Origin of the sequence: Streptomyces sp. NPDC005483 (assembly GCF_040606035.1) — a bacterium.
Classification (GTDB): domain Bacteria; phylum Actinomycetota; class Actinomycetes; order Streptomycetales; family Streptomycetaceae; genus Streptomyces.
The window spans coordinates 311,188-323,522 of sequence record NZ_JBEXEA010000003.1; the positions used below are offsets into that span (position 1 = coordinate 311,188).

General features: G+C 71.5%; 11 protein-coding genes. 8 read left to right on the forward strand and 3 right to left on the reverse strand.

Annotated features, from left to right (window positions below; genetic code table 11):
* The first annotated feature begins 195 nt into the window (after positions 1-195).
* The 3 genes from ABZT06_RS07510 (at position 196) to efeB (ending at position 5,290) form a co-directional block, all read left to right on the forward strand.
* On the forward strand, positions 196-1,569 hold the full coding sequence (locus ABZT06_RS07510) for a Tat pathway signal sequence domain protein (protein ID WP_355736269.1): 1,374 nt from the start codon (positions 196-198) through the stop codon (positions 1,567-1,569).
* 353 nt (positions 1,570-1,922) lie between these two features.
* Positions 1,923-3,956, forward strand: a complete 2,034-nt coding sequence (gene efeU, locus ABZT06_RS07515; RefSeq protein ID WP_355736272.1) for an iron uptake transporter permease EfeU — start codon at positions 1,923-1,925, stop codon at positions 3,954-3,956.
* A 62-nt stretch (positions 3,957-4,018) separates the two neighbouring features.
* A complete protein-coding gene (gene efeB, locus ABZT06_RS07520; protein ID WP_355737047.1) occupies positions 4,019-5,290 on the forward strand; it encodes an iron uptake transporter deferrochelatase/peroxidase subunit in 1,272 nt (423 codons plus the stop codon).
* A gap of 191 nt (positions 5,291-5,481) precedes the next feature.
* Here the strand turns inward: efeB and ABZT06_RS07525 are convergent, their stop codons facing one another.
* Entirely contained in the window at positions 5,482-6,351 is an 870-nt protein-coding gene (locus tag ABZT06_RS07525; RefSeq protein ID WP_355736275.1) for an alpha/beta hydrolase, read from the reverse strand.
* On the opposite strand from ABZT06_RS07525, the gene ABZT06_RS07530 reads away from it, so the two are divergent.
* Positions 6,289-6,480 (forward strand): hypothetical protein, encoded by a 192-nt coding sequence (locus tag ABZT06_RS07530; protein ID WP_355737076.1) that lies wholly within the window; start codon positions 6,289-6,291, stop codon positions 6,478-6,480. The two genes, ABZT06_RS07525 and ABZT06_RS07530, sit on opposite strands and share 63 nt — an antisense overlap.
* Before the next feature lie 50 nt (positions 6,481-6,530).
* Here the strand turns inward: ABZT06_RS07530 and acs are convergent, their stop codons facing one another.
* Both acs and ABZT06_RS07540 read right to left on the reverse strand, forming a co-directional pair.
* On the reverse strand, positions 6,531-8,522 hold the full coding sequence (acs, locus tag ABZT06_RS07535) for an acetate--CoA ligase (protein ID WP_355736278.1): 1,992 nt from the start codon (positions 8,520-8,522) through the stop codon (positions 6,531-6,533).
* On the reverse strand, positions 8,519-9,166 hold the full coding sequence (locus tag ABZT06_RS07540) for an acetate uptake transporter (RefSeq protein ID WP_355736281.1): 648 nt from the start codon (positions 9,164-9,166) through the stop codon (positions 8,519-8,521). Before ABZT06_RS07540 ends, acs begins: the two co-directional genes overlap by 4 nt.
* 476 nt (positions 9,167-9,642) lie before the next feature.
* Between ABZT06_RS07540 and ABZT06_RS07545 the strand changes: the two genes are divergently transcribed.
* From ABZT06_RS07545 to ABZT06_RS07560, 4 genes are all read left to right on the forward strand, one after another.
* Positions 9,643-9,993 (forward strand): extradiol dioxygenase, encoded by a 351-nt coding sequence (locus tag ABZT06_RS07545; protein ID WP_355736284.1) that lies wholly within the window; start codon positions 9,643-9,645, stop codon positions 9,991-9,993.
* Positions 9,994-10,269: 276 nt separating this feature from the next.
* Positions 10,270-11,262 (forward strand): dihydroxyacetone kinase subunit DhaK, encoded by a 993-nt coding sequence (gene dhaK / locus ABZT06_RS07550; RefSeq protein ID WP_355736287.1) that lies wholly within the window; start codon positions 10,270-10,272, stop codon positions 11,260-11,262.
* Between the two features lie 37 nt (positions 11,263-11,299).
* Positions 11,300-11,899, forward strand: coding sequence for a dihydroxyacetone kinase subunit DhaL (gene dhaL, locus ABZT06_RS07555; protein ID WP_355736289.1), 600 nt, complete (start codon positions 11,300-11,302; stop codon positions 11,897-11,899).
* Entirely contained in the window at positions 11,892-12,302 is a 411-nt protein-coding gene (locus ABZT06_RS07560; RefSeq protein ID WP_355736292.1) for a PTS fructose transporter subunit IIA, read from the forward strand. The genes dhaL and ABZT06_RS07560 overlap by 8 nt, the downstream gene beginning before the upstream one ends.
* Positions 12,303-12,335 lie beyond the last annotated feature (33 nt).

Genomic DNA, 12,335 nt, shown 5'->3' on the forward strand with positions numbered 1-12,335 from the left:
CAGGGGACCGAAGCCCGGGACAGGCCGGAAGCAAGGCCGACGGCTTCTGGGCGCACTCCGCGACCGCCTCGTGCCGAGGGGCGCCAACTACTGTTCGGATCCCAGACGTTGACCCGCCTCCGGCGCGACAGCAGAATGATCCCGCCATTTGAGAGCGCTCTCAGACGTCCCGCCCCACACCTCCCGAGGAGACCCATGACCGGCAGCTCCCGCCCGCCCCTCAGCCGCCGCACGCTCCTCGGGACCGGCCTCGGGGTCGCGGTCCTCGCCGCGACCGGCACCGGCACCGCCCAGGCGGTCCAGGGCACGTCCGCCGGCTCCGCGACCCGCCGTGCGCGGGCCTTCCTGGCCGCCGCCATGGACGCCTACCTGGACCACGGAACGATCCGGCTCACCCAGAGCTACACGGACCAGGCGGGACTGTTCAGTACGGCGTTCACGTACGACAACGCCCTCGCGGTCCTGGCCCATCTCGCCTCTCCCGCGGGCGAGTCGCGGGCCGTGGCCCTCGGCGACGCGCTGCTCTACGCCCAGTCCCACGACCCGGTGTACGACGACGGCCGACTGCGGCAGGCCTACAACGTCGGGCCGTACACGTTCTACGACGGCTCCCCGCAGCCGGACGGGTTCGTCAAGGCGGACGGCACGGCCAACGTCGGCACGCAGTTCGGCTTCACCGGCACCGCCGTGGGCGACATGGCGTGGGCCGGTATCGCCCTGAGCGCGCTCGCCGAACGGACCGGAGAGCGGCGCTTCCTCACCGGCGCGGTGCGGATCGGCGAGTGGATCGAGCGGGTGGGGCGGACCGACGAGCCGCTGGGCGGCTACAAGTTCGGGGTCGACGGGGCCGACCGGAGACTGCCGTTCACCTCGACGGAGCACAACACCGACCTGGTGGGCCTGTTCGGCCGGCTCGCCCGGCTGACCGGGGACAAGGTCTGGAGGGAGCGTCGCGCGCGTGCCAGTGCCTTCGTCCAGAAGATGTGGGAGCCGTCGGGGGGCTTCTTCTACACCGGCTCCAACGACGGCGTGACGATCAACAAGGCCCCGATCCCGGAGGACACCCAGACCTGGACCCACCTCGCCCTCGCCTCCCCAGCTCATGCCCGCTCCCTCGACTGGGCCGCGACTCAACTGGCCGTGCTGGACACGGCCGACCGCCCCAACAGCACGGTTCCCTCCGGTCAGTCCTACGAGGGCGTCACCTTCAGTTCCGCGAGCCTGCTGGCGAACGAGGGCGCCCCCATCGCCGAGGGGCAGCCGAGGCCGGACCGCAACGGCGTCTGGTTCGAGGGCACCGCCCACCTCGCGCTCGCGCTGCGCCACCGGGGACACACCGGCGACGAGAAGCACGCCCGCCGCCTGCTCGGCTCGATCGAACGCGCCCAGGACCTCCTCGGCGACGGCCAGACCGTCGGCGGCACGGCCCTCCCCGCCCGCTCCGGGATCGTCTCGGCGAGCAGCCCGCTCGACACCGGTTTCGGGTTCGGCTACTACCCCTACCGGCACACCGGCGCCACCGCCTGGTACCTCCTGGCCACGGCCCGCGCCAATCCACTGCGGGGGTGACCCTCCCCGCCCGCTCGTCACGGGGCAACCGGCGGCGCGTGACCTTGAGTTCACTGTCGCGCGCCGCTGCCGTCCCACCGAGTTCGGCCACCGCTGCGCCCACGACCGGATCGGGCACGTCGAGCCCGCAGTCGCCGACGTACATCAGCACCGCCGCACGCCACGAGCGAGGCGCCGCCTCACGGATGGCGATCTTTGCTGCCCCATTGCACGGACATGACCGGATAACTGCTGACCCATGACCGGATGGCTGCCTACCTGCGCTCATGATGGTCGGCGTAGGTAAGGCGTGCCTTCGCTAACCAGCGACCGCGGCGGGCCGAGCACGACTGTCATGGAGGGTCGCAGCACCCATGTGGGACGACGCGTTTCCGAGCTTCCTCATCGGACTGAGGGAGGGCCTGGAGGCCGGGCTGATCGTCTCCGTACTCATCGCCACGCTGGTGCGTTCCGGTGCCCGGGCCCGGCTGCCGCAGGTCTGGACGGGCGTCCTGGCCGCGATCTCCCTCGCCCTCAGTTTCGGCGCCGTGCTGACCTTCACCGCCGCGTCGCTGCCCGCGACGGCCCAGGAGGCGTTCGGCGGGGCGCTGAGCGTGGTGGCGGTCGGGTTCGTCACCGCGATGGTGTTCTGGATGCGCCGTTCGGCGCGGACCTTCTCCGGTGAGATCAGGGAGAAGGTCACCGGTGCCCTGGGCATGGGCGCGGGCATGCTGATCGTGACCTCCTTCCTGGCGGTGGGCCGCGAGGGCCTGGAGACCGCCCTGTTCCTGTGGACCACGGCCCGCGCGGCCGGCGAGTCCACGGGTCCTCTGATCGGCGCCGGTACCGGCCTGCTGCTCGCCACGGGTCTGTGCTGGGGGCTGTACCGCCGTGTCCTGCACATCAACCTGACGAGGTTCTTCACCGCCACCGGAGCCGTCCTCATCGTGATCGCGGCGGGTGTGCTCGGCTACGGTCTGCGCGACCTCCAGGAGGGCCGGGTACTGCCCGGCGGGACGTCGTACGCCGTCGACCTCGGCGGCAGCGTGGATGCGGGAGCCTGGTACAGCACCCTCGTGCAGGGCGTGTTCAACCTGACGCCGACCATGACCTGGCTCCAGGTGGCCGGATACGCCGGCTATCTCGCGATCGTGATGACGCTGTTCCTGCGCAGCGCGCCCGGCTGGCCGACAGAGACGGCCCAGAAGGCGCGGGAGACCAAGCCGGTCCGGCCGGCGTCCGCTCGCCGCCGCCCCGCCTGGGTGGTTCCCGTCGCGGTGGTCGCCGTACCCGCCACGCTGGCGGGAGTGGCCGTCGCCGTCGGCGGTTCCCGGCCCGCCGGGGCCCAGACCGTGGCCGTGTCCGAGACGGACTGCGGCAAGGGCTTCACCGCGCCGAAGCCCGGCCGCCGGACCTTCCAGCTGCACAACACCGGCGACAGGACCTCCGAGGTCTACCTCATCGACCCGGGCACCGGGGCGGTCTACGGCGAGGTCGAGGGCCTCGCCCCCGGCACCACCCGTGATCTGGCCGCGACCGTCGCGGGCGGCACGTACGCCTGGCGGTGTGTGCCCAGCACCGGCAAGGCGGTCACCTCCCGCGCGGTCCGGGTGACCGGCGGCGGTGGAACCACGGCGGCGGTCGTCCCGGTCTCCGCCGCCGACCTGGCCGCGCCGCTCACGTCGTACAAGGCATACGTCGACCGGGGCCTGGCCACCCTCGTCGCACAGACCCGACGGCTCAGCGACGACGTCGGGGCGGGCCATCTCGGGGCGGCCCGCGCCGACTGGCTGACCGCGCACCGCACCTACGCCTCGCTCGGCGCCGCCTACGGCACCTTCCAGGACTACGACCAGAAGATCAACGGCAGGCCCGACGGACTCCCCGGCGGAGTGCACGACAAGGGCTTCTCCGGCTTCCACCGGATCGAGTACGGCCTGTGGCACGGCGAGTCCGCGGACGAACTGGCCGCGCCTGCCCGTCAGCTCGCCGCCGACGCCGCCGGACTGCGCAAGGCGTTCCCCACCCAGGACTTCGACCCCGGCGACCTTCCGCTGCGCGCCCACGAGATCCTGGAGAACACCCTCCAGTTCGAACTGACCGGTGATGCCGGCCAGGGCAGTGGCACCGAGCTCGCGACCGCGGACGCCAACCTCACCGGCACCCGCGAACTCCTCGGCGTCCTGCGGCCGTTGCTCACCAGCCGGGCTCCGCATCTGCTGCCCACCGTCGACACGGACATCGCCCGGCTTCAGAAGCTGCTGGACTCCGCACACCACGGCGGGAGTTGGACCCCGGTCGAACGCCTCGACGCGACCACCCGGGCCCGCCTGAACGGGGCCACCGGACAGCTCCTGGAGGACCTCGCGCCGGTGCCGGACCTGCTGGAGATCAGGAAGTCCGCGTGAAGAGCGAAGACCACGAGCCCAAGCACGAGCACGAGTTCGCGCACCCCGGAGGGACACACCCCATGCCGTCGACCGAAGCATCAGGCTGTCCCGCGGGGGCCGGCCGCCGCTCCTTCGTGCGAACGGCCCTCGGCGCCTCGGCCGCGGGCGCCGCACTGGCCGGCGGCGCCTTCGCCCTGAGCGCGAGCGGCGGCACGGCCGAAGCGCAGGCCGCAGACGGTGCCGAGAACGCGAAGGTGCCCTTCCACGGCGCCCACCAGGCGGGCATCCTCACCCCGGCACCCGCCGCGGCAACGTTCGTCTCCTTCGACGTCATCGCCGACGACCGCGCGCAACTGGCTGAACTGCTGCGGACGTTGACCACGCGAGCCCGCTTCCTCACCAGCGGCGGCACCCCCACCGACCTCGGCGTCGGCGCCCCGCCCTCCGACAACGGCATTCTCGGCCCGGACGTCCCCGCCGACGCCCTCACCGTCACCGTGGGCGTCGGAGCCTCACTCTTCGACGACCGCTACGGCCTCGCGAAGGCGAAGCCGCGCCTGCTCACCCCGATGCGGACCTTCCCCAACGACAACCTGGATCCGGCCGCCTGCCACGGCGATCTGTCCCTCCAGCTCTGCGCCGACCGTCAGGACACGGTGCTGCACGCCCTGCGCGACATCGCCAAGCACACCCGGGGTGCGATGCAGATCAGGTGGCGCGTCGACGGCTTCCAGAACGTCCCCCGCCCCAGCGGCGCCCAGCGCAACCTCCTCGGCTTCAAGGACGGCATCGCCAACCCGGAGGTGACGTCGGCCCGCGCAATGAACCGGCTCGTGTGGGTGGGCGACGGACAGGGCGAGCCGGCCTGGGCCCGCGGCGGGAGCTACCAGGTCGTCCGCGTCATCCGGATGCTCGTCGAGTTCTGGGACCGGGTCTCGCTGTCCGAGCAGGAGCTGATGTTCGGCCGCCGCAAGGACACCGGCGCCCCGCTCGACGGGACCGAGGAGACCGACGTCCCGCACTACGCCAAGGACCCGCACGGCGCCGCCATCCCCCTGGACGCACACATCCGCCTCGCCAACCCGCGTACCACCGCGACCGACAACTCCCGCATCCTGCGCCGGGGTTACAACTACGACCGCGGCATCGACGACGTCGGCAACCTGGACATGGGCCTCGTCTTCTGCTGCTACCAGCAGGACGTACGGCGCCAGTTCGAGGCCACCCAGACCCGTCTGATCGACGAACCCCTGGTCGACTACATCTCCCCGGCCGGCGGCGGCTACTTCTTCGCCCTGCCCGGCGTCCGCGACTCCACCGACTGGCTGGGCCGGACCCTACTCACGACGTGACGACCCGCCCGAGCGGGCGCAGGCCCGGCGATCCGCCTGACGAACTCGCGCGAGCCCCGCGAGCCCCGCGGGGCTGCGGCGTGCCATGGCGCTCGACCGGGACACAGACGCGGACGTCTGGCGGCAAGATCACCGTGACTGCGGCCGCCCCGTCACCTCCTTGATGCCCTGCACCGGGGCCCAGAGGTTGCTCACTCGGGCCGTCCGGCGAAGAAGCCCGCAAGGGAGGACGCGAGCGCTTCGGGAGCCTCTTCGGCCACATGGTGCCCGGCGTCGATGCCGTGGCCCCGTACGTCCGGTGCCCACCGCCGCCAGATCTTCACCGGGTTCCCGTAGAGGTCCTCGAGGTCGTCCCGGAGCGACCAGAGGATCAGCGCCGGGCACTGGATGTTCCTCCCGGCGGCGCGGTCGTCTTCCTCGTGCCGACGGTCGATGGTGAGGCCGGCCCGGTAGTCCTCGAGCATCGCCCGCACCACGTCGGGGTTTCTCGTGGCCGAGCGCCACTCGTCGTAGTTCTCCTGCCCCATGCTCTGGGGGTCGCCGCGGTACCAGCTGTCCGGATCGGCGTTGATGACGCGCTCGGGGATGTCCGGCTGGGCGAAGAAGAACCAGTGCCACCACTGCGTGGCGAACTCGGTCGTGATGCGGGACAAGTGCTCGGTCAGGGGCAGACAGTCGATCAGCGCCACCCTCGAGACCGCATCGGGGTGGTCGAGCGCGAGACGCAGTGCGACGCTGCCTCCGCGGTCGTGTCCGGCGAGCGCGAACCGGGCATGTCCGAGGGAGCGCATCACCTCGACCACGTCACCGGCGACGGCCCGCTTGGAGTGTCCCGCGTGGTCCGCGGTGGGTGCCGGGCCGGTGGACCGGCCGTACCCCCGGAGGTCGGGGCAGACCACGGTGAAACCGCGCCGGACGAGGAGAGGCGCGACGCGATGCCAGGTCGCGGATGTCCGCGGATGGCCGTGCAGCAGCACCACCGGCGGCCCTTCCCCGCCGTGACGAACGAAGATCGATCCTTCGTCAACCTGAACCCGCCGCGTCCCAAAGCCCTCGAACAAGGCCCGAGCCTCCCGCCGTCGTTGACACACCGCCCACGGCACCTGCCGGCCCAGGCCAACCCGTCACTCACCCACGAGGACCACCGGGCCGGCAGGCTGCGCAGCCGCCCCCTCGGCGACGAGCGCTGAACCGACACAGCTTTCCTCCTGCCCCCGCGGGCGCGGTGGACACAGCTGCTTTACGCCTCCTCGCCTCCCGTCGAACCGCCCGCGGGCAGGCGCCCCCGGATCTCGTCCATCACCGACGAGTCCGTCAGTGTCGTGACGTCGCCGAGGTCGCGGTTCTCGGCGATGTCCCGCAGCAGGCGTCGCATGATCTTGCCGGAGCGGGTCTTGGGGAGCTCGGCGACGACCAGGATCTGCCGCGGCCGGGCGATCGGGCCGATCTCCTTGGCGACGTGGGTGCGCAGCTCGGTCGCCACGTCCTCCGCGTCGGCCGATCCCGCCGAGGCCGCGTCACCGCGCAGGATGACGAAGGCCACGACGCCCTGGCCGGTCGTGGCGTCGGTCGCGCCGACCACGGCGGCCTCGGCGACGGTCGGGTGGGAGACGAGGGCCGACTCGACCTCCGTGGTGGAGATGCGGTGCCCGGAGACGTTCATGACGTCGTCGACCCGGCCCAGCAGCCAGATGTCTCCGTCCTCGTCCTTCTTCGCGCCGTCCCCGGCGAAGTACATACCGGGATATCTGGACCAGTACGTGTCGATGTACCGCTGCTCGTCGCCCCAGATGGTGCGCAGCATCGCCGGCCACGGTTCGGTGAGGACCAGATAGCCGCCGGAGCCGTTGGGGACCGGTTCGCCCGCGTCGTCGACGACGTCGGCCGCGATGCCGGGCAGCGGGCGCAGGGCCGAACCCGGCTTGCACACGCCGACCCCCGGCAGCGGACTGATCAGCTGGGCGCCGGTCTCCGTCTGCCACCAGGTGTCGACGACGGGACAGCGGTCACCGCCGATGTACTTGCGGTACCACATCCACGCCTCCGGGTTGATCGGTTCACCGACCGAGCCCAGCAGCCGCAGCGACGACAGGTCGAAGCCGTCCGGGATGTCGCCGCCCCACTTCATGAAGGTGCGGATCGCGGTCGGTGCGCAGTAGAGGATCGACACGCGGTACTTCTCGACGATCTCCCACCAGCGCCCCTTGTGCGGGGTGTCCGGTGTTCCCTCGTACATCACGGAGGTGACGCCGTTGGCGAGCGGACCGTACACGATGTACGAGTGGCCGGTGACCCAGCCGATGTCCGCCGCGGTCCAGAACACGTCCCGCTCCGGCTTGACGTCGAACACCGCCCAGTGCGTCCAGGCCACCTGGGCGAGATAGCCGCCCGTGGTGTGCAGGATGCCCTTGGGGCGGGCCGTCGTACCGGAGGTGTACATGATGTACAGCGGGTGTTCGCTGTCGAACGCCTCGGCCTCGTGCTCGGCGGGCTGCGCGTCCACCAGGTCGTGCCACCACACGTCCCGGCCGTCGGTCCAGTCGACGTCCTGTCCGGTGCGCCGGACCACCAGCACACTGCGTACGTCGGGGCACGCGCTCACGGCCTCGTCCACCGCGGGCTTCAGCGCCGAGGGGTTGCCCCTGCGGTAGCCGCCGTCCGCGGTGATCACCACGTGTGCGTCGCAGTCGAGGATCCGGCCGCGCAGCGCCTCCGCGGAGAAGCCGCCGAAGACCACGGTGTGCGGGGCACCGATACGGGCACAGGCCAGCATCGCGACCACGGTCTCCGGGATCATCGGCATGTAGATCGCCACCCGGTCGCCGGCGTCGACCCCGAGTTCCCGCAGGGCGTTGGCCGCCCGGCAGACCTCGGCCGTCAGCTCGGCGTAGGTGATGGTGCGGGTGTCGCCGGGCTCGCCCTCCCAGTGGAAGGCGACCCGGTCACCGTGGCCGGCCTTCACGTGCCGGTCCAGGCAGTTGTAGGCGACGTTGAGACGGCCGCCGACGAACCACCGGGCGAACGGGGCGCGGCTGAAGTCCAGCACCTCGCCCCACGGCTGCGCCCAGTCCAGCCGGCCGGCCGCCGCGGCCCAGAAGGCGAGGCGGTCGGCGTCGGCCCGTTCGTAGTCCGCCGCGGTGGCGTTGGCCGTGGCGGCCAGCTCGGGTGGGGGCGGGAACCGCCGTTCCTCCCGCAGCAGGTTGGAGAGTGTCTCGCCGCCGGTGTCGGTCATGCGTGGGCTCCGAAGGGACCACGGTGGTGCGTACGACGGGCCCCCAGGTGCTCGCCGATGTTCGGGAAGACCGGCATGACCGAGCGGTGGTAGGTGGAGTTCGTGACACCGGCGAAGGAGGCGTACCAGGCGCACACGGCCGTGACCAGGCCCAGCCAGCCGCCGGCCTTGACGGCGTTCGGGGACTGCGCGAAGTCGGCGACGCACAGGACGATGAACGTCGCGGACAGGGTGACGAACACAGCGAGGATCGCCCCTGTCGTGCGGGTCGCGGCGACTGTCATGTAGACCGTGAAGACCGCCCACACCAGCAGGAACAGCCCGCTGGCCTGGTGCGCGGTGGACGCCGGCAGGTCGCCCGCGACGAACTTCGCGTAGGCGGCGTACGACAACCAGAAGGCACCGAAGGAGCAGAAGGCGGTGGCCCCGAAGGTGTTGCCCTTGCGGAACTCCCACATTCCGGCCAGGAGTTGGGCCAGCCCGCCGTAGAACAGGGCGAGCGGAAGGACGACCGCGACGAGGCTCTTGTCGGTGATCAGGTCGGCGTTGAAGGTGCTGAGAACGAAGGTCGTCGCGGCGAAGGCGGCGAGGCCGAGCGGGCCGGGGTCCGCAATGTTTCCGGTGTCGGTGGTCGGGGTGCTCATTTTTGCCGCTCCTCCTGTGATCCAGATCACAAGACTGTGAGATCCATTGTAGGCACCACCGACGCACACCGGCGCCTCGCCGACGGCCGGCATCGAGAACGGTGCCCGGCCGCGCGGCGGACGGTCGCGGACCCCCGGGATCGGGCCGCTCCGGTCGCCCGGGCGGCCGTGTCACCCGGTGTCCTGGATGGCCGCCGCCCCCTCGCCCGTGGGGCCGGACACGTGCCGGTGCGCAGGGTGGGGGCGACGTCGCCGCTGGGGCGCTCATCTGAGTCCGGTGACGGCCCAGGGGCCAACCTCCTGGTCGCCGCGGTCCGCGACGACCAGGCAGCGCGGGCGAGATCCACAGCACCTCGGGGTCGTGCTCACGCAGGGCTTTCGCAGTCGGACGACCCTCTCCGCCGCGCACCTCCAGGAAATCGGTCACGATAGTGAGACCACGCAACCGGACAGGGCGCCAGACGCAGGAGTCAGCCATGATCAGCGGTGCACATGTCATCCTCTACAGCCAGGACGCCGAGGCGGACCGTGTCTTCATCCGCGACGTCCTCGACTTTCCCGGCGTCGACGCGGGCGGCGGCTGGCTCATCTTCAAGCTGCCCCCGGCCGAAGTCGCCGTACACCCGGCCGAGGGTCCGCCCCTGCACGAGTTCTACCTGATGTGCGACGACCTTGATTCCCAGCTCGGCGAGTTCCGCGCCAAGGGCGTCGAGATCACCCGCCCGGTCAGCGAACAGCGCTGGGGCAGACTGACCGCGATCCGGCTCCCCAGCGGCGCCGATCTTCCGCTGTACCAGCCGCTGCACCCCGTCGCCCACGACCTGTGACCCCAGGGCACACCGAAGAGCATGCGCGCACGTGACCTTCGCTCCCGCAAGGTCGATACTGCCGAGAGCAGCATTACCGCCGTCCGCCGCCGACCACCGATGGAGAACTGACGGGCCGCCACCAGAGCCGGCATCGAGTCGGCATCGGCACCGCCGGAACCCGCTCCGACAGCCACGGGCCGCCAAGGACCGGCAAGATCCAATACCGGCCGTCCCGCCCGTGATCACCTGCTAGAACAGGCCAAGACCATCGGTTGACCTCACCAGGAGATACTCATGAAGATGTTGATCAACGTCCCGGAGACCGTGGTCGCGGACGCCCTGCGCGGCATGGCGGCCGCCCACCCGGAGTTGACCGTGGACGTCGAGAACCGAGTGATCGTACGGCGGGACGCCCCCGTTGCCGGGAAGGTCGCCCTGATCTCCGGCGGCGGCTCCGGGCACGAGCCGCTGCACGGCGGATTCGTCGGACCCGGCATGCTCTCCGCGGCCTGCCCGGGCGAGGTGTTCACCTCTCCGGTGCCCGACCAGATGGTGCGGGCGGCGGCCGCCGTGGACAGCGGGGCCGGTGTGCTGTTCATCGTGAAGAACTACACGGGCGACGTGCTCAATTTCGACATGGCAGCCGAACTCGCCGAGGACGAGGGCATCCAGGTCGCGAAGGTGCTGGTCAACGACGACGTGGCGGTGACCGACAGCCTCTACACGGCCGGCCGGCGCGGCACCGGTGCCACGCTGTTCGTGGAGAAGATCGCGGGGGCCGCGGCGGAGGAGGGACAGCCGCTGGAGCGGGTGGAGGCGATCGCCCGCCAGGTCAACGAGAACTCTCGGAGTTTCGGCGTCGCGCTCAGCGCCTGCACCACGCCCGCCAAGGGCAGCCCGACCTTCGATCTGCCGACCGGCGAGCTGGAACTGGGCGTCGGCATCCACGGCGAGCCCGGCCGGGAGCGACGGGCGACGATGACCTCTCGGGAGATCGCCGACTTCTCGGTGCACGCGATCCTGGACGACATGAGCCCGCGCAACCCCGTGCTCGTCCTGGTCAACGGCATGGGAGCCACCCCGCTCCTGGAGCTGTACGGCTTCAACGCCGAGGTGCAGCGGGTGCTGGCCGACCGCGGGGTCGCCGTCGCCCGCACCCTGGTCGGCAACTACGTCACCTCGCTCGACATGTCCGGCGCCTCGGTGACCCTGTGCCAGGTGGACGAGGAGCTGCTGCGCCTGTGGGACGCGCCGGTACGCACGCCGGGGCTGCGCTGGGGAGTGTGAGCAAGCGATCAACGTACCGACCACGCAAGGAGATCCAGTGCTCGACGCCGACTTCTTCCGCCGTTGGATGACGGCGACCGCCGCCTCTGTCGACCGTGAGGCGGAACGGCTCACCGCCCTCGACTCCCCCATCGGGGACGCCGACCACGGCAGCAACCTTCAGCGCGGGTTCACCGCGGTGGCCGCGACCCTGGAGAAGGAGGCCCCGAGCACCCCGGGCGCGGTCCTCACGCTCGCCGGACGGCAGCTCATCTCGACGGTCGGCGGCGCGTCGGGGCCCCTGTACGGGACCTTGCTGCGCCGGACGGGCAAGGCGCTCGGGGACGCCGCCGAGGTCAGTGAGGATCAGTTCGCCGAGGCGCTGCGGGCGGGGGTGGAGGCGGTCATGACGCTCGGCGGGGCGGCACCGGGCGACAAAACCATGATCGACACGTTGGTGCCGGCCGTGGACGGGCTCGGTACCGGCTTCGCCGCGGCACGGTCGGCCGCCGAGGAAGGAGCCCTGGCGACCACGCCGTTGCAGGCCCGTAAGGGGCGGGCGAGTTATCTCGGCGAACGCAGCATCGGGCACCAGGACCCGGGCGCGACCTCGGCCGCCCTGCTGATCGCCGCACTGGCGGAGGCCGCAGGTGAGTGACGGGAAGCTGGTCGGGATCGTGCTGGTGTCACACAGCGCGGAGGTCGCCGCGTCCGTCGCGGACCTGGCGAAGGCGCTCGCGGGCGGTGGCACGCAGGTGCCCGTCGCCGCGGCCGGGGGCACCGAGGGCGGCGGGCTCGGTACGAGTGCGGAGCTGATCGCCGGCGCGGCCGCCGCCGTGGACCGGGGTGCCGGGATCGCCGTCCTCACCGACCTCGGCAGTGCGGTGCTCACCGTCAAGGCGCTTCTGGCGGAGGGGGACGAACTCCCGGAGGGCACACGGCTGGTGGACGCCCCGTTCGTCGAGGGGGCGGTGGCCGCGGTGGTCACGGCGGCCACCGGAGCGGACCTCGCGGCGGTGGAGGCTGCGGCCGCGGAGGCGTACACCTACCGGAAGGTGTGACCGCTTCCACCACGACGGCTGGTCGGCGGTCTG

Excerpts from the sequence above, each read along its gene's own strand:
- ABZT06_RS07510 (WP_355736269.1), top strand. The coding sequence starts at position 196 with ATGACCGGCAGCTCCCGCCCGCCCCTCAGCCGCCGCACGCTCCTCGGG.
- efeU (WP_355736272.1), top strand. The coding sequence starts at position 1,923 with ATGTGGGACGACGCGTTTCCGAGCTTCCTCATCGGACTGAGGGAGGGC.
- efeB (WP_355737047.1), top strand. The coding sequence starts at position 4,019 with ATGCCGTCGACCGAAGCATCAGGCTGTCCCGCGGGGGCCGGCCGCCGC.
- acs (WP_355736278.1), bottom strand. The coding sequence starts at position 8,522 with ATGACCGACACCGGCGGCGAGACACTCTCCAACCTGCTGCGGGAGGAA.
- ABZT06_RS07540 (WP_355736281.1), bottom strand. The coding sequence starts at position 9,166 with ATGAGCACCCCGACCACCGACACCGGAAACATTGCGGACCCCGGCCCG.
- ABZT06_RS07545 (WP_355736284.1), top strand. The coding sequence starts at position 9,643 with ATGATCAGCGGTGCACATGTCATCCTCTACAGCCAGGACGCCGAGGCG.
- dhaK (WP_355736287.1), top strand. The coding sequence starts at position 10,270 with ATGAAGATGTTGATCAACGTCCCGGAGACCGTGGTCGCGGACGCCCTG.